This is a genomic window from Cardinium endosymbiont of Nabis limbatus (genome assembly GCF_965196625.1).
GTDB lineage: Bacteria > Bacteroidota > Bacteroidia > Cytophagales > Amoebophilaceae > Cardinium.
The window spans coordinates 801,814-819,395 of the sequence record NZ_OZ239769.1 but is presented as its reverse complement, the minus strand read 5'-3'; the positions used below and the strand labels follow the sequence as shown (position 1 = coordinate 819,395).

15 protein-coding genes and 1 pseudogene are annotated in these 17,582 nt (G+C 37.7%); 7 read left to right on the top strand and 9 right to left on the bottom strand.

Features of this window, described 5'->3' with window-relative positions; all coding sequences use genetic code 11:
* Positions 1-187: 187 nt before the first annotated feature.
* Together ACOALF_RS03770 and pnuC are read right to left on the bottom strand one after the other, a co-directional pair.
* On the bottom strand, positions 188-373 hold the full coding sequence (locus ACOALF_RS03770) for a hypothetical protein (RefSeq protein ID WP_419241170.1): 186 nt from the start codon (positions 371-373) through the stop codon (positions 188-190).
* 269 nt (positions 374-642) lie between these two features.
* Positions 643-1,227, bottom strand: a complete 585-nt coding sequence (gene pnuC, locus ACOALF_RS03765) for a nicotinamide riboside transporter PnuC (RefSeq protein ID WP_419241169.1) — start codon at positions 1,225-1,227, stop codon at positions 643-645.
* A gap of 192 nt (positions 1,228-1,419) precedes the next feature.
* On the opposite strand from pnuC, the gene ACOALF_RS03760 reads away from it, so the two are divergent.
* Both ACOALF_RS03760 and ACOALF_RS03755 read left to right on the top strand, forming a co-directional pair.
* Positions 1,420-2,010 carry a thymidine kinase gene (locus ACOALF_RS03760; RefSeq protein WP_419241168.1) on the top strand — a complete coding sequence of 197 codons (591 nt, stop codon included), beginning with the start codon at positions 1,420-1,422 and terminating at the stop codon, positions 2,008-2,010.
* A 205-nt stretch (positions 2,011-2,215) separates the two neighbouring features.
* Entirely contained in the window at positions 2,216-3,316 is a 1,101-nt protein-coding gene (locus ACOALF_RS03755; protein WP_419241167.1) for a Ulp1 family isopeptidase, read from the top strand.
* A gap of 259 nt (positions 3,317-3,575) precedes the next feature.
* On the opposite strand, the gene rpoN is transcribed toward ACOALF_RS03755, so the two are convergent.
* Positions 3,576-4,985, bottom strand: a complete 1,410-nt coding sequence (rpoN, locus tag ACOALF_RS03750; protein ID WP_419241166.1) for an RNA polymerase factor sigma-54 — start codon at positions 4,983-4,985, stop codon at positions 3,576-3,578.
* A gap of 122 nt (positions 4,986-5,107) precedes the next feature.
* On the opposite strand from rpoN, the gene asnS reads away from it, so the two are divergent.
* The gene (gene asnS / locus ACOALF_RS03745) at positions 5,108-6,529 is read left to right on the top strand and encodes an asparagine--tRNA ligase (RefSeq protein WP_419241165.1); all 1,422 of its coding nucleotides are present in this window, start codon (positions 5,108-5,110) and stop codon (positions 6,527-6,529) included.
* On the opposite strand, the gene ACOALF_RS03740 is transcribed toward asnS, so the two are convergent.
* The 3 genes and pseudogenes from ACOALF_RS03740 to tyrS form a co-directional block, all read right to left on the bottom strand.
* Positions 6,489-7,538 carry a C2H2-type zinc finger protein gene (locus ACOALF_RS03740; RefSeq protein ID WP_419241164.1) on the bottom strand — a complete coding sequence of 350 codons (1,050 nt, stop codon included), beginning with the start codon at positions 7,536-7,538 and terminating at the stop codon, positions 6,489-6,491. The two genes, asnS and ACOALF_RS03740, sit on opposite strands and share 41 nt — an antisense overlap.
* Before the next feature lie 431 nt (positions 7,539-7,969).
* Positions 7,970-9,508: pseudogene (locus ACOALF_RS03735) on the bottom strand (YifB family Mg chelatase-like AAA ATPase).
* 15 nt (positions 9,509-9,523) lie between these two features.
* Positions 9,524-10,813 carry a tyrosine--tRNA ligase gene (gene tyrS / locus ACOALF_RS03730; protein WP_419241163.1) on the bottom strand — a complete coding sequence of 430 codons (1,290 nt, stop codon included), beginning with the start codon at positions 10,811-10,813 and terminating at the stop codon, positions 9,524-9,526.
* A gap of 190 nt (positions 10,814-11,003) precedes the next feature.
* Here tyrS and ACOALF_RS03725 point away from each other — a divergent pair, with 190 nt between their 5' ends.
* Genes ACOALF_RS03725 through ACOALF_RS03715 form a run of 3 tightly spaced genes read left to right on the top strand, consistent with a single transcriptional unit; the run spans position 11,004 to position 13,142 of the window.
* Entirely contained in the window at positions 11,004-11,393 is a 390-nt protein-coding gene (locus ACOALF_RS03725) for a hypothetical protein (protein WP_419241162.1), read from the top strand.
* Positions 11,365-12,096, top strand: coding sequence for a hypothetical protein (locus ACOALF_RS03720; protein WP_419241161.1), 732 nt, complete (start codon positions 11,365-11,367; stop codon positions 12,094-12,096). Before ACOALF_RS03725 ends, ACOALF_RS03720 begins: the two co-directional genes overlap by 29 nt.
* Before the next feature lie 56 nt (positions 12,097-12,152).
* Positions 12,153-13,142 carry a Ulp1 family isopeptidase gene (locus ACOALF_RS03715; protein WP_419241160.1) on the top strand — a complete coding sequence of 330 codons (990 nt, stop codon included), beginning with the start codon at positions 12,153-12,155 and terminating at the stop codon, positions 13,140-13,142.
* Positions 13,143-13,466: 324 nt separating this feature from the next.
* On the opposite strand, the gene dut is transcribed toward ACOALF_RS03715, so the two are convergent.
* From dut to ACOALF_RS03700, 3 genes are read right to left on the bottom strand one after another with little or no spacing between them, the layout of a single operon-like run.
* A complete protein-coding gene (gene dut / locus ACOALF_RS03710) occupies positions 13,467-13,901 on the bottom strand; it encodes a dUTP diphosphatase (protein ID WP_419241159.1) in 435 nt (144 codons plus the stop codon).
* Positions 13,902-13,953: 52 nt separating this feature from the next.
* On the bottom strand, positions 13,954-15,384 hold the full coding sequence (gene gatA / locus ACOALF_RS03705) for an Asp-tRNA(Asn)/Glu-tRNA(Gln) amidotransferase subunit GatA (protein ID WP_419241158.1): 1,431 nt from the start codon (positions 15,382-15,384) through the stop codon (positions 13,954-13,956).
* A 30-nt stretch (positions 15,385-15,414) separates the two neighbouring features.
* Positions 15,415-16,266: a DUF3108 domain-containing protein gene (locus ACOALF_RS03700; protein ID WP_419241157.1), complete on the bottom strand. Its 852-nt coding sequence runs from the start codon at positions 16,264-16,266 to the stop codon at positions 15,415-15,417.
* Between the two features lie 240 nt (positions 16,267-16,506).
* On the opposite strand from ACOALF_RS03700, the gene ACOALF_RS03695 reads away from it, so the two are divergent.
* A complete protein-coding gene (locus ACOALF_RS03695; protein ID WP_419241156.1) occupies positions 16,507-17,418 on the top strand; it encodes a hypothetical protein in 912 nt (303 codons plus the stop codon).
* Positions 17,419-17,582: the final 164 nt, after the last annotated feature.

The window sequence follows — 17,582 nt, the reverse complement described above, 5'->3', positions numbered from 1 at the left end:
AATAATTTACAGGCTCTTGGCTAAGCTTTTATCCCTTTGTACTTTACCCTATGTGCACAAAAGTAACTTTTTCTTACCTATTCCGTTCAGCCTTCTGGTCGCACACCTCCTAAAAGCTCTCCTATTCCCCTCTAAAAAGTTTTGATAAGCAAGTGTGTCTTTACAGATGAGCTGAAAATCAGTTTGGTTAGATTTGTAGATAAGCACTTGTGGTCCCTTTTAGTGAAACTGTAGTTGTAACTAGATTGCTGTTTTGTATAACAATGATAGATGAAAACTTTCCTACAAATCCATTAGGCACAAATACCAATTCTTTCTTACCAAGGACCAGTTGGTCTCTAGCTTTCAATTCAGTATCATTTAATTTTAACATACCTTGCTTTAATTGAAGCTGCCGCTTATTACATTAGCAGATATATCTAGAGAGGGTTGTGTTGAAGTTTAGTTAAGCACATTAGTTTCTGCTTTCAAAGGATTAGTATATATACTATGAGATTGCTATCTGTACTAAATGCAAGTGGTACAGTTGTCTTGGTCGTAGCTTGGATTGTATAATTTTTTATAACCATTGGTGGGTTTTCTTCTTTTCCCAGAGAGTATATTTATTTATCTTAATAATAAGAGGCCTTTAAACGATAGTCGTTATCTTGCTTGACTAGCTATCGCTTCTTTAAGGAGATTTTTCCAATTTTTATAACCTATAATAGCTAGAAAGATATAAATAAAATAGAGCAGGGCTGTTAAATACAAGGCTTTATAGATGTATAAAATAATCGCAGATATATCCACAACGATCCATAATAGCCAGTGTTGTAAATATTTTTTGCCCATCATCCACTGAGCAATTAGACTTAATGTGGTAATCCAAACATCAGCATAGACAGTTGTAGAATCTGTATACTTGTTTAGCATATAGCTAATCCCAGTAAACAGCAATAGACCATTGGCTGTATATGCATAATAAACGGATCGGTGTGCCAATTGAATGGATAAGGAATTTTTTCTAGGTGAACTACTAGACCATTGGTAAATACCATAGCACTGAAGGGCTAAAAAAACAACTTGTAAGCCCATCTCGGCATATAGCTTAGCATTGAAAAAAATGAATAGGAAGGAAAGCACTGTTATGATACCAAAGAACCAATTCCATAAGCTGACTTTGATTAGAAGATAGACACTTAACAAGCCTGTTATAAAAGCAAAAGCTTCTAAATAAAAAAAGTTCATAATAGTTCTATTTTATTTTTTGTTGTTTTTGAACAATATAACTTTACATCCTTGGTTGCTTGTAGCAATATTATTTCCAATTACTAACACACCAATTTAATAAAAAAATGTATATTTTTAATAGTGGCAAATTTCATATCACAAGGAAAAACCAAACTTTTTGGAAAAACAACTTATTGATTTTTTACTATTATGTCTAAACTCTATTTTTATTATGCGGCTATGAATGCAGGTAAGAGTACAATCCTACTGCAAGCGAGTTATAATTATAAAGAACGTGGTATGGAAACGTTATTGTTTTCCCCGCTTATCGATACTCGTTATAAAAGGGGGGTGATTTTTTCACGTATAGGTTTAGAGGCGGTTAGTAAGCCTTTTAGTGCAGAGGACAATCTATTTTATTTTGTTAAAGAAAGGCTACAAGAGACTAATAATTTGAAATGTATTTTGGTCGATGAAGCACAATTTTTAACAAAAGCGCAAGTATTGCAGCTAAGTGATGTAGTTGATGAGTGCAATATACCAGTTTTAGCATATGGATTACGTAGTGATTTTCGTGGTGAACCTTTTGAAGGAAGTCTTTATTTACTCGTTTGGGCAGATAAAATTGATGAGATAAAGACGATTTGCTATTGCGGAGCTAAAGCGATTATGAATATGCGTATTGATGATAGACATCGTAAAGTTACAGAAGGTGAGCAAATCGAGATTGGAGGGAATGAACGATATATTGCTGTGTGTAGAAAACATTTTAAATTAGGTGAAGCAGGTGGCTGCGTTTAACACGATTTCTACAAAATTAGACTATTTTAATAACCTTTTATCTAAGGTCAAAAATTTTAATAGTGGGTTGATAACTTGGACAATAAGCGCTCGATTAAAATAAAAGGCCTACAATTTACCTCAGATAGCTATTCTTAGTCTAAATACTATGTAGCGAGCTATTCAGTTTTAAAAAGATTGATGTAATGCACTTAACTTAACTATTATGAATGGCTATAAACTTTATACAATCCCATATTTCTTTTGCACTGGTCTTTTTTTCTATAGCACGTTCTACAGTGGGTCCTGTAAAAATCCTTCTAAGAATAATAAAAAATTTAGAACGAATAATACAGGCACACCTCGTGAAGCTAACCAATACAAAGCTTTAAAGAAGAATAATCTAGTAACAAGCAATGCAAATATACCTAATGAAAGCAGTGAAGATAATGCTTTAAAGAAGAATGTATTGGCACTAAGTAACGTAACTATACCCAATGCAAGCAGTGGAGATAATGCTTTAAAGAAGAATAATCTAATAACAAGTAATGCAAATATACAACCGAATTTTCTTCTCAAAGATACGGTACCGCAAGCAAGAAGCAGACAAGCTTATATTCCAGACAAACCATCACTGAATCCAGAACACCTGCCACTAACCGATGAGATGCTCGACCAAGTGAAGAAAGCCTTTGGCTCCTCATCTGAAATGCTTCTTGTCACTGTAGGTGAGTTACAGATTAAAAAGGAAGATCTAATCCTCCTAGAAGGAAAGAAGTGGCTCAACGACTCTATAATTAACGCATATCTACATATGGTTGTCAAGCGCTCAGAAGAGAAGGAGAACCAGTTGTTGCCAAAGGTTCACTATTTCAATAGCTTTTTTTTCAAGCTGCTTTCTAGCCCAGCTGGTTACGAAAAAGTGAAAAGGTGGACTGAGAATATTGATATATTTGACTATGACTTGCTTCTTATTCCTATCCATCTAGGTTACCATTGGTGTTTAGCAGTTGTTGATTTTGGTAAAAAGGCTATTAACTATTATGATTCGTTAGGAAAAAGCAACAAAGATTGCCTGAATAAGCTTCTAGACTATCTTGTTAAGGAAATAGCTGACAAGAAGCAAGGTCAACTTAACAAAGCTGAGTGGAGGCTTGAATGCTTAGAGGGTATTCCACAGCAACAAAATGGATATGACTGTGGTGTCTTTGTATGCCAATTCGCTAACCACGTGGCACTGGGTGCTCCGCTCAATTTCACTCAAAGAGATATGCCCTATTTTCGTGAACGTATGGCTATTGAAATCCTAAATGGAAGGCTTATGTAAAGCTGGTATTTTCGAGGTGAATCGTTAACACTAGTTGAGTATATTCTCCTGAAAAAATCGGACAAAAATATTTTAATTTATTTTCTGTAGCGTTTAGTTTAAGGGTCTTAAAATAAAGTTATCAAATGGGCAGCAATAAGATTAGGTATTTTAGTGTGGAAGAAGAAACTAAGCTAGTATGAACGCCAATTCTGTATTTTACTATTGTGCAGGCATAGCGTTTCTAAAGTATTTAAAAAATATTATGCGAAGTATTGCTCTATTCTAACACCTTCCGCAACCTAGCAACCGGTAAATGCAATTGCTTTCTATACTTCGTTACGGTACGGCGGACCACATTATACCCCTCAGCTATCAATAACGCCACCAGGCGCTCATCAGAATAAGGATTTTGTTTATCCTCACCATCAATTAATTCTAAAATTCTATTTTTCACCACTTTGTTACTGATATCTACGCCAGTAGATGTAGTGATGCCTTCAGAGAAGAAAAATTTTAAAGGATAAATACCAAACTTGCCTTGCACTGATTTTTGGTTCACAATTCTTGAAATGGTAGAAGCATCCATGCCAACCTTATTCGCTACATGCTGCAAAACCATTGGTTTTAATCGATCTGTTTCTTCTCCCTCTGAAAAGAAAGCATATTGCAATTCTAAAATTGCTTCCATCGTCTTTAAAAGCGTTTGGCTCCGTTGACTCAGTGCCTCCATAAACCACTTGGCATGCTCCAGCTTTTTTTTCAAAAAGGCAATCATCTCCTGGCTTTCTAGATCTTGTTTCGTCTTTTGTTCATAGGTTTCCAACATGGTAAGATATTTTTTATTAAAACGTGGTTTATGAACTGGATAGTGCACCAACTCAACGGTAAGCTTACCTTGATGCGTTACGATTATAAAGTCTGGCGTAAGGTAATCATTGGCATCATCTATACTATTACTATGCCGCCCCGGTCGAGGATTCAACCGGGCAATGTGTACCAGTGCATCTTTCAAAAGAGCCGTATCCGTAAGCCCTAATTTTTTAGCTATGGTTTCATAGTGTTTTTTAGTAAAAGCTTCAAAACAATTACTTACCACACGCTTTGCCAACTGAATAAGGGGATCTTTCTGATTTTGCCCTTGCAGTTGTATAAATAAACATTCCTGCAGATTTCTAGCTGCAATACCAGGTGGATCTAAACGTTGAATCGCAGTTAATACCTCTTCCACTTCTTGTAAAGAAACCTCTAAATAATGGATTACATGCAAATCCTGCACAACAATTTCCAGGTCACATTGCAGGTAGCCATTTTGATCTAAACTACCAATGAGATGTTCGCCTATTATATAACCTACTTTGCTTAAATGAAGCAAATGGAGCTGTTCCTTTAACTTTTCTTGCAACGAAATGATAGATGGCGTCCAAAGGTCACGAGAAGGTTGTGTTTTGTATATCTTTTTATTTGGATCCGTGAAACGATAATCAGGCAAATCCTGCGCAAATGATTCGGATGAGGCAGGTACTTCATCTTCATGCGCTTTTCCCTCATCTAATAAAGGATTTGCAGTCACCTCTTTTGAGATATAATCGTTGAGTGCTATAGTAGGTACTTGCAGCAACTTAATAAATTGAATCTGTTGTCCAGACAACCGCTGCGTTAACCTTTGTTCTAATTGTAACTTCTGCATCTTAGCATTTAGTTGGATTAAATGAAGACTATTTATACATTGGGCCTTATCAGGCGCGCTATATAGTACGCTATTACCAAAACCAAAACAAATATTAATCTTTAATCTAAAGAAAGAATACATTGCATAACAAAATTAAAGAACTTTTACAATTTGGCACAGTAGGTGCAAAAGTTGCCATAAAAGGTTGGATCCGCACCAAGCGCATCAATAAACAGGTTGTATTTCTTACCATCAATGATGGCTCCTGTCAACAACACTTACAGGTAGTGATGACACCATCTGAGCTCCCAAAAGAACTGCTGAACCAGCTGGTTACAGGTGCCAGTGTGGCAGTATCTGGCTGTTTAGTCGCCTCAAAAGGCACCAAACAATCGGTAGAATTACATGGTGATCACCTAACCCTACTAGGCAGCGCCCCAGACTACCCATTGCAACCAAAGCCCCATTCGTTGGAGTTTTTACGTACGTGGATGCATCTGCGTTTTCGCACCAATACCTTTGGCGCAGTCTTTCGCATCAGACATGCCATTAGTTATGCAATTCACCATTTTTTTCACGAACGTGGTTTTTGTTATCTCCATACACCTATTATTACCGCAGCTGATGCAGAAGGCGCAGGAGAATTGTTTCGTGTAACCAGCCTAGATGCTGCGCATCCACCTAAAAATCCAGATGGCAGTATTGATTTTAGAGCAGATTTTTTTAACACAGCCACCAACTTAACCGTTTCTGGACAACTTGCTGCAGAAGCAGCTGCTATGGGCTTAGGCGCAGTCTATACTTTTGGACCTACCTTTAGAGCAGAAAATTCTAATACATCCAGACATCTAGCAGAATTCTGGATGGTTGAACCAGAGGTAGCCTTTAATAATCTGGACGATACAATTGCACTTGCAGAAGGGTTGTTAAAATCCCTATCAGCTGATCTGCTTAAAACATGCCCTGAAGAACTTGATTTTTTGAACCAGCGTTTGCAGGGCCATAAAAATGAAGCAGATAAAACCCCATCCATGGATTTATTAGAGCGGTTGCAATTCGTATTGGAACAACCTTTCGCCCGTATTACCTATACAGAAGCCATTGCTATTTTAATGGAAGCTGCATCAAACAAGAATGGTACATTTGCCTATCCCGTTACCGGTTGGGGCATCGATCTCCAATCAGAACATGAACGTTATCTGGTAGAGCAGCATTTTAAAAGACCGATCGTAGTAACCGATTATCCCAAGGATATCAAAGCATTTTATATGCGCCAAAACGATGATGGCAAAACAGTAGCCGCTATGGATATACTTTTCCCTGGTGTAGGTGAAATTATTGGAGGATCCCAAAGGGAAGAACGCATCGATTATTTGAAACAAGCGATGCAGCGCGCCCATATTGAAGATTTAAACTGGTATCTGGATACCAGACGCTTTGGTACCATACCCCATAGCGGATTTGGCTTAGGGCTTGACCGATTTGTATTGTTTGTAACCGGTATGGAAAACATACGTGATGTCATTCCATTTCCACGTACGCCAGGTCATGTAGCTTGTTAAGCAGCTGATTTCCATGTATTGCTTGTTCATGCGCCGTTAAATTACATTTTTGATTAAATGCCTGATCACACATACTACATTCGTACGGCTTCCTTTTTGTGTGGATTAGTTGATGTCTTTTTAAATTACTAGAAGTACGGAATTTGTCACTACACTGATCACATTTATGAGGCCTTTCTCCTGTATGAACGCTCATATGGGCTTGTAAATGATGTGCTTTAGTGAACCCTTTACCACACTGAGCACATTTAAACGGTCTTTCTCCTGTATGGGTTCTTTCATGACTTATTAAAGTACTTGGAAATCTAAACCTTTGAGGACACGCACCACATGTATACGGTTTTACATAAGGCGATACTAATTCAACAAAATCTTTACACCTTTTTATAGCTGCAATAGCCATCACAGTAAGTCCATCGTTATTTTTTATGCTTAAAAAGCTATTGATATCTTGATCTAGGTTAACCTCGATCAAGGAAGCTAGTTGATTTAACTTATCTAAGATCACTTGAGCAAAAAGCACATGGTCCTCTTTGGCTAAAAGATAGAATAGAGTCTGGCCTGCGTTATTTTGTATGTCTAGATTTGCCAATATAGTTTTATACTGATGCAGTAAAGGTCTATTTCTATAAAATTCAAGAAAACGAAAAAAAGAAAAAATATTGCCTTTTTTACCTTCAGCATGCAACACGGTATTCCCGTATTGATCTGTTGGATTATACATACTAGATAAGTATCTAACTAGCTCTTTATGACAAAAACAACCTTGCGCATGAATAATATTTTGTAATTCATCAAGCCGCATACCTTGTGCAAGGGCCTGTTTAATAAATGCTACATCGCCATTTTTGGCTGCAAGAAGAAAAAATTTATCTACGGTAGAGCTATCTAGTGTTTGGCTATTTTGGCAAGTCTCCTTTGCCAAACCGTTTCCATAGGTTAGCATATCCGCTTCATCATTTGAATGCAACCTGGCTATGCTACTACAAGCATATATAAAACATATCAAAAATCTATAATAGAAAAAAGAGCATAAAAAAAGCATACAATCTTATTATAAAATTCACGCCTTACAGTTGCTAATTTTACACAATAACAGATTGGATAAAATTAAATCATTGTAGTAGCGCACTATAGTATGGATGCTTTTAACGTATCACTTTTTTTGGTAAAAAACAACCTAATTCTTGCAGCTGTTGTAACGGACTTGTAAGATCTGTCATCATAAAAAGAGGGGTTATATTTTTACAAAATGGGTATATTGCAAGGGCATCCCTAAACAACCAGTAATTAAACAGCAGCAGCTATTAAAGTACATCAACGCGATGCGCAACATGCCTTTCAGGTGATGCCACGTAAAAACTTTACCGTTAATGCCGTTGGTTATTTTCAAGAAACAGAATCGCAAGAAAAGTAGCACTTGCAGTAAAACTGCAGTGGTTAACTACCCCACCCTGCTCGGTCCAAACTACGATATTGAATTGCTTCTGCTAAATGTATTTCTGATATATTTTCACTACCTGCTAAGTCAGCAATGGTTCTGGCTACTTTTAAAATTCGCTCGTAAGCCCTTGCCGAAAGGCCCAACTTTTCCATGGCTACTTGTAATAACTTTTGCCCAGCCTTTGAAATAGGACAAAATACCTTAGTCATGGTAGAGGACATGCGCGCATTGGTATACAGTTGTGCATGGTCTTGGAAACGTTTTTCCTGTATCTTCCTGGCCTGGACTACACGTTCTCGAACCAGATGGCTTGCTTCATTCTTTTTCGAAGCAGTCAACTCTTCAAATAGTATTGGTACTACCTCTACATGGAGATCTATCCTATCTAACAACGGCCCGCTGACCTTATTCAGATAACGTTGTACATTAACCGTACTACAAACACATTCTTTGTCAGGATGGTTATAATACCCACAAGGGCAAGGATTCATGCTCGCAATAAGCATAAAACTAGCTGGAAACTCAATGGAAAATTTAGCCCTTGAAATCACTACTTTACCATCTTCTAGAGGTTGACGCATCACCTCCAATACGCTCCTTTTAAACTCTGGCAATTCATCCAAAAAAAGTACACCATGATGGGCCAAAGAGATTTCACCCGGTTGTGGGAAGCTCCCCCCTCCTACCAATGCTACATCACTAATCGTATGGTGAGGTGCACGAAAAGGCCTTGTAGCTAATAATCCATAATGGCTATCCATTCGGCCAATTACAGAATAGATTTTAGTAGTTTCTAGTGTTTCAGCCAAGGTAAAAGGAGGTAAAATAGAAGGCAGTCGTTTGGCCAACATCGTTTTACCTGCTCCAGGAGGGCCAATCATAATAACATTATGGCCACCAGCTGCTGCAATTTCTAACGCCCTTTTGATATTTTCTTACCCCTGTACATCCGAAAAGTCTACTGCATAGGCATCTGATTGCGCCTCAAAAAGCTTACGTGTGTCTACCTCTATAGGATGAATCGTCCGTTCCCCCGATAAAAATGCAATGGCTTCTGTAATATGGTTAACCGCAATAACCTCTATTTTACGCACAATACCCGCTTCCGGTCCATTCTTTTCTGGCACAATGATACCCTTAAATCCATTTTTATGGGATTCAATAGCAATGGGCAATACCCCTTTTACGGATCTGAGCGTCCCATCTAAAGCCAATTCGCCCATGATTACATAATTCGGCAACCGAGCTAAATTATATTGTTCTGAGGCATGTAAAATAGATAAGGCAATCGGTAAGTCATAGGCGGCACCTTCCTTTCGTATATCAGCTGGAGCAAGGTTGACAATAACACGTTGCCGAGGCATCGTACATTTAATCTGCTTTAATACAGATTCTATTCGATGCTGGCTCTCTTTAATAGCACTATCCGGAAGCCCCACCATAAATAGACTGGTCCCATTCACAATGCTTACCTCTATGGATATCATAAAAGCATTTACCCCATATACCGCACTGCTAAAAGACCTAGTAATCATTGTTTTATACAAAAATTATTGAACAACAATAAGGTAGTGATTTTTTTTGCCTTTTTGTACCAATAGATAACGATTGTGTAATAAAATAAAATCTGGTTTTTGGTAAGGATCGGTTATCAATACCTTATTTACCTTTATACCAGATGAAGCAATCATTCTCCTTGCCTCTGACTTAGAAGGCATAATAAGATTTTCCGTAGCCACAGATAACAAAGAAACAATAGAGTCTACTGCACTTAACGCAGTGCTTGTGATGTGCACCTTAGGTATAGTGGCACAAATGCTCAACAGATCCACTTCACTGAGTCCATAGAGTGCATCCACTGAGTCGGTATGGCCAAAAAGCATATCGCTGCAGGCCATAGCCTGCCTACAAGCTGCTTCTGAATGGACCATAGTCGTCACAATCTTGGCTAATGTTTGCTGCAACAGGCGCATTTCAGGTTTGGCCTGATGGGCCAAAATAAGGGCCTCTATTTCCTCTTTTTTGCAGAAAGAAAAAATTTTAATCAATTTTTCTGCTTCATGATCGCTACTATTTAATAAAAACTGATAGAGCGCATAAGGAGAAGTTTTCGACGGATCTAACCATATATTGCTGCCAGAGGCGGTTTTGCCGAACTTCGTTCCATCCGCACGGGTCAGCAAGGGAGCGGTTATTGCAAATGCCTGAGATTGTGCCTTTTTACGAATAAGCTCTACCCCTGTAGTTAAATTGCCCCACTGATCAGAGCCACCCATTTGTAGGGTTACATTTTTATGTAGGTAGAGATGATAGAAATCATACCCTTGTAACAATTGATAGGCAAATTCGGCATAAGAGATACCCTTCTCTATGCGCTGTTTGACACTATCCTTAGCCATCATATAGCCAATAGGTATATGTTTGCCTATATCACGAAGAAACCCTAAGAAAGAGAAATCTTTAAACCAATCAAAATTATTTAATACAACAGCCTTATTTGGACCAACAGAGAAATCTAAAAACTTTTCTAATTGTTGAGCAATACAGGCCTCATTGTAACGCAATACTTCTTCCGTTAAAAACAAGCGTTCTTGGCTACGCCCAGAGGGATCTCCAATCATGCCCGTAGCGCCACCTACTAACGCAATAGGCTTATGACCCGCTTCTTGGAAGTGTTTTAATAACATAATAGTCACCAAATTGCCAAGGTGTAAAGAAGGAGCAGAAGGGTCAAAACCAACATATCCGGTAGCCATGCCTTTGCCTAAATGTTCCGCCGTACCTGGAACCATATCATGGATCATACCACGCCAAGCTAAGCTGGCAATAAAATCTTTCATATCATCAAAAAATAAAACACCTCAAGATAGATAATATTATAAATAATGCCAATATTACATCCTTTCAGAAAGCGATTTGTGAAAAACGCTACACCTATTGCTAAATCAGATTATTTTATGCAGGTTGATTGAAATATAATTTACTAGAACTATAACGTTAAAAATTCTTCCTACTATGCCTACCATATTGATGATGCTTATATATAAAGCCTTTACCACCCTGCTGCTTTTGGTACATGGCATATCCTGTAAAAACAAACAGGCTAGTGAGCTGACTGCTAAGAAGGCTAATCCTGTAATTGAACAAAATCTTGTGCGCAATGCAATTCCAACGAGAATAGATCAAAAAAGCAATACCGAAACTACTGAAGAGAGCGATTTAGATGAAAGTCCGAAAGATGATTCGAAACAAACAGAGCAAATAGATCCGTCGCCAAAATTTTCTTTTTTAAAAGAAATTAATATAAAAGTTGGTGAAACAAAATCTATACCGCTTGAAGCAACTGGGAATACAGAAGGATATTTTATAAATTCGATTTCAATAAATAAAAATGGCAATTATTGTCCAAAAAAAATTTAACAATATACAAGCGCATCAAGGCAAGCCCATAAAACCCCCTGGCTTGACTGTGGAGTTCACTGCCGATACAAGTTTAAAAGCTGGCGATTATCAACTAAAAATTAGAATAGGAAAAACAGGAACAGGTAGCCGAAAAACAGAACAATGGATAGAATCTACGATTCATGTTATGCATGATGAAGCAAAAAATCAAAACCAAGAAACAGAAGAATCGAAAGAATCTACGGTTCATGTTATAAATGATAAAGCAAAACATGAAAACCAAAATGAACCATCTACAGAGGAGACTATACAAGCATTAAATAATGAAGAAACATACAAAAATGACTATTTAAGCGAAGATAAACCAAATATAGTGGGTCCATCAAGTTTTACCTTAACAAAAAACGAGATTACTGTAAACGTTGAAAAACCAGCATCTATAAAGCTCGAAGCAACTGGCAATACAGAAGGATACGTTATAAAGTCGATTTCAGTAAATAAAAATGGCAGATACCTTACAAGTAAATTTAATAATATAAAAGCATATCAAGACCAGCCAATACCCTCTTCTGGCTTGACTATGCACTTCACTGCTGATACAAGTTTAAAAGCTGGCGATTATCAACTAAAAATTAAAGTAGGCAAAAAAGGGCCAGGTAGCAGACAAACAGAAGCATGGAAAGAATGCACGATTCATGTTACCAACGATGCAAAAAAATAATGTGCTGGTAGGTATGGTATTTAACAAATCCTTTTCCAATCACTAAAAATTACTTTATGCAGCCCCACTTTTCTTTTACACCGATCTTTATTTTCTACACGGCACTCTATGCTGCATCTTGTATACATGTGGAACCACTCAGTACCACACAACCAAACTTTCTGCTAAAAGATCATACAGTACAAAAAACAGAACGGAATGTTCCCTATAAACCACTAATAAACCTACAAAACGGAAACAGGATACAAAACAAGGAGAAGACCGATCATTATACTAAATCATATGCAATTTTTACTAAAAAATATAGAAAACTGCAAACGAAATCGCCAATAAAAAAACCAAAAACTGACACTTCAAGTAAACCATCGGTGCACGCACAAGATGTGATATTAACCAAAAAGATGCTTGACCAACTGGAGCAAGCCTATAAAACTGCACCTGACACAATTCTTTCAGAAATAGAAGGCATAGAAGTTAGAGCCAAAGATCTCATCTCTCTACAAATGGGTAACTGGCTGAATGACAATATAATCGAAGCATACCTGTCTATGATTGACAAACGCTCAAAGGGAAAGGTTTATTCATTCAATACCTGGTTTTATAACAAACTTTTAAAAGAAGGTTACAAAGGAGTAAGTAGGTGGACCAAGAGTATAGGAAATGTATTTTCCTATGATAAGGTACTTATTCCTATCCATCTCAAAAGCCCTGGCCATTGGTGTTTAGCAGTTATTGATATGATCAACAAGACTATTCAGTATTATGATTCGCAAGGAGGAGAGAACAAGGAGGGCTTGAACAAGATTCTAGCATACCTTATTGATGAAATGGCTACAAAGAAGACGAGTCAACTGAATAAAGATGGGTGGAGGCTCGAGTGCTTGAAGGATATTCCACAACAGGGGAACGGATATGACTGCGGCGTATTTTTATGTAAGTTTGCTGATTACCTCGCACAGAATCGTAAGATCGAGTTCACTCAGAGCGATATGCCCTATTTTCGCCAACGTATAGGTATTGAAATTCTGAATAAAAAACTTATGTAAAGCTATATATTCATGACATTGGTAAAATAAAGCAAGTTATAATGTATATGTACAACAAAGGGTTAGAATACATTACCCACATTAGTAAAGAATATGGTAAAATAGAAAAAACCTTCTATGGCCTATAGACAACCACTATAGAACTTTATTATTGTGCACAACAAAGTTAAAAACTATATAAAATATTGTCCGAAAGCATGTGCTAATCAATCGAACTTAAACGCCCATCAAAGCATACACACAGGAGAAAAACCGTACAAATGTACTTGACCAGGGTGTAAAAAGATATATTGTAGTAGTCAAAATTAAATCTCAACTACTACATTAGTCTTTACCGGTACTGCCATGCCCTCCTACTCCCCTAGCGGTTTCATCTAGCACTGGTACCACTTCCCAATAAACCGACTCATATTTAGCAACCACCAGTTGCGCAATTCTATCCCCATCTGCCACTAAAAAAGGCTGATCAGAAAGATTGATAAGTAATACTTTGATTTCCCCCCTGTAATCTGCATCAATGGTTCCAGGGCTATTTAAAACGGTAATGCCATGATGCAATGCCAAACCACTACGCGGCCTTACTTGGGCTTCATAGCCTTGTGGCAAAGCAATAGAAATACCAGTAGCAATTAGGGCCCTTTGCCCAGCCGCAAGCTGAATGGGAAGAGGGGTAAAAGCACGCAAATCCATGCCGCTGGCGCCTAATGTAGCATAAGCAGGGAGCGGATGGTGCGATTGGTTCACAATTCGAACTTCCATAATAGCAATAATTTACAATGTTATTTGCGCTAGCTATGCTAGAAAATATAGGCTACTTTATAATAGTTTCAAAATGGCACGCAAAAGTAAGGAGCTTAGCCTCTTCAAAATAGTTGCCAATAACTTGAATGCCAATGGGTAATTTTTTTTGATCTACCCCATTTGGTAAAGAAATAGCTGGTAAACCAGCTACAGAGGCCAAGACCGTATAGAGATCGCTCCAATACATAGATAATGGATCGTTTGCAAAACTATTCACGCGAAAAGCAGTAGCGGTAGTAGTAGGCAATATAATAAAATCATACTGGCCCAGGATATCTTGCATCGCCTTTTTAATGAGGTTGCGTACTTTTAATGCTTTAACATAATGGGTCTCACATTGAGATGCACTCAGCACAAAAGAGCCCAACATAATGCGTTTTTTTACCTCTTTGGCAAAACCTTCTGTTCTGGTCTTAATATAGACCTCTTCTAGTGTAGTAGCCTGGTTGCTCCGGTAACCGTAGCGAATGCCATCAAAGCGCGCAAGATTGGTACTTGCCTCCGCATTTACCAAAATATAATAAGTAGGCAAGGCATACTTCAAAAGCGAAAAATGGACATGATCTACTTGATGGCCCTCTTTCTTTAAAAGCTCCAACCCATGCAATGTATGCTCTTTTATTTCTGTCTGTAACCCTCCATTGCCAAGTGTGCCCGCTAAACAGGCTATTTTATAGCGCCCTGGATGATCTAACAGATGTGTATAACACGGTACGGGACGATCCGCTGCAGTATCATCAAATAGATCAGGACCAGCTATTACCTCCAATACCGTGGCACAGTCTTCTACTGTATGGGCAAAAATGCCAGCCGTATCAAAAGAGGAAGCATAAGCGACTAAACCATGCCTAGAAATCCTACCATAAGAAGGTTTGAGGCCTACAAGTCCACAAAATGCAGCTGGTTGCCTAACAGACCCACCTGTATCAGTACCAATAGAGACATGGCACATTTTTGCTTTTACAGCCGCTGCAGACCCACCAGAAGAACCACCTGCAACCCTTGTTTTATCTAAAGGATTCAGCACCGTGCCAAAATAAGCATTTTCTGAAGAAGAACCCATACCAAATTCGTCACAATTCTGATGGCCAATAATCAATGCATCAGCTGCCAAAAGCCGTTCCGTAACCGTTGCATCAAATGGCGAGACATAATTGGTCAAAATTTTACTACCCGCTTGTAAGGGATGATTTTTGTAGGCAATCATATCTTTCAATCCCACTACCATTCCAGCCAATGGGCCACCTTTACCCTGTTTTATTTTTTCATTGACTACAGCAGCATTTTCTACTATTTCTTGATCATAAACATTTACAAAAGCATTCAAATCTTTCTGTGCGTGCGTATGTTGCAACAGTTCTTCTACTACTTCTATACAAGTAACTTTTTGCGATGCCAATAACGGGCGAAGTACACTAAAAGAACAGTAATGGTCAAACATATAGATAGAAAATTATAAAGATGGAGATGGTTAAAAGTGAATAGGCTCTTTTAGACCTTTATAGTCTGTAAGCTTTATTTCTACTGAACCTACGATCAAATTAACTTTTAAGAGGAGAGGAACTTTATTGGCATCATCCGACACATATACCTCCACTGGACGCGTTCCAGAAAATATACCAACCTCCTCAGGAATCAACGGCGCAAAAACCAAGGCTGATATTTTTCCTAGTTGGGTTTTAATGGTCTTTTTCCCGAGAAATAGGATGGCTACATCTTCATAGATTTTCCTATCATGCAAAACCGTTATTACAAGCTTATCACCTGGCTTAAGCTTTGTAGTATCAATGGAACGCAAACCATAATAAGCACTGATCACATCTTTAACGCTCTTTTCACCCGAAAGGGGATGATAGGTGACCTCAGGCTCCTCTATATTCTTATCACTTTCAGCCACTGCCACTCTAGCTTGATAAAGCTGATGGTCAAAGTCAATTTGTTCGTTCCTGATATAACCATTTTCTTGAATATTGGTAAAGCATCTGTGCGGCCGCAGTGCATTGGAGGCATCTGCATCTAAATAACTTTCCCATGTATCCGACACTTTAAAGCCTAAAAGTGCCAATTTATCGTTAGAGATACCTTTTACTTGAACCTTATAACAAACAGCTTCATTGACCTTATGTAACGCTTTATCGACATACATCGTGGCCGTACCAGCAGGTATAAAGCTAAAGTAAACCCCATAGGTTAGTGATTCCCCCTGGAGAAAAGGAGGCTCAGCGCCGCCAACAGCTTTTTTTGCATGGACACTATTTAAGGAAACACCCGTCAAAAAACAGAAAAAAAACTTTTTTAAGTAGTGTGCAACCGCCATAAGCATCAAAAGGGTTAAAGGAATTAGGAAATATAGTAAACTACAACTTTCAAAGCTAGAACAAAAAAAGTAATCAGGCAAATAAAATACCCAATAGATTGGCAGCACATCAACTTATTCATAAAAATATAAGGCTAGAAGTAGGAAAAAAAGAGATAAAAAACTATCTTGCCCCAGTCTTAAATAACCTTTTAAGGTTTTTAAATAGTAAAAGCTTTGCAAGCGGGGTAATATAGTATTATTAAAATGAATTTAAAAAAATATTCTAGCCATATTTTTGCGCTGTTTCTCTTCTTTGGACATACTAAGTGTGGATGTAATGATGACTACATCAAGCAAGAAAAAGAAGGGTATTATACCCAAAATCACTATAAGCTATCTACATTAGAGTGCTTCAAAGAAACGATAATTATACCAGAATCAGATCATCTCATTACTAATTTGCGAAAAAAACTAAAAAAGAGGATACCCGAATGGCGTGCAGCTGGTACAGAAGAAAACCCATATGACCTGTGGAATAACTTTTATAACGAAGAGATAAGGAAAGTAATAAAAAATCTAGATAAAGAACATCATATACCTTTAGAAAAGTATTATGAAAAAGTTGGCAACCTATTTAAGGACTCTACAGAAACAAATGAAAAAGAGGTGATCAAGGAAGCTACAAAGCTACGGGCTAACGGCAGACTGATAGAGGCATTTAAAGCGTGTATAGAAGAAAAGTACAAGAAACCAGAAGATATTTTTGCTACTAAGGCTACGCTAGCATACCAAAATTTTCTGTACTTTATCTTAAAAAAAGCCAATGGGCTACCTCGTAAGCTAAAAAAATCATACTCTGACCTAGCACAATGGAAAAAAGATGGTCACCCAACTGGTGAAGCGCTATGGAAGAAGATTCGGTCAACATGCGATAAACCATTAAATTGTTCTAACGTCTATAACCAGAAAGAAAACCGAGAAGCCATTGCGCAAAGCTTAAAGCTTATTGATAAGCTGGCAGATAATCATGCTTTAAGTTATAAGGATTTAGCAGAAACAATACCACATGGTATTCAAAAATTCAAGGATATTGTAGACGAGAAAGGATTAGGAGAAAAGGAAGATATCAAGTCATTAAAGAGATACATCAGTCTTTATCAACCTTTTCAGAAATAAAATCTCTGATTTGACCTAAGTTTTATATGTTACTTACATGGTTATTCGGTCTTTTAGAAGCTTTATCCTATGCCAGCATAAGCCCCAATATTAACTGATCGGATCGGATGTGATTGCATTCCTCTCTGTGCTGTTTTTTCATTTTGTAATGCTAAGGTTATAGA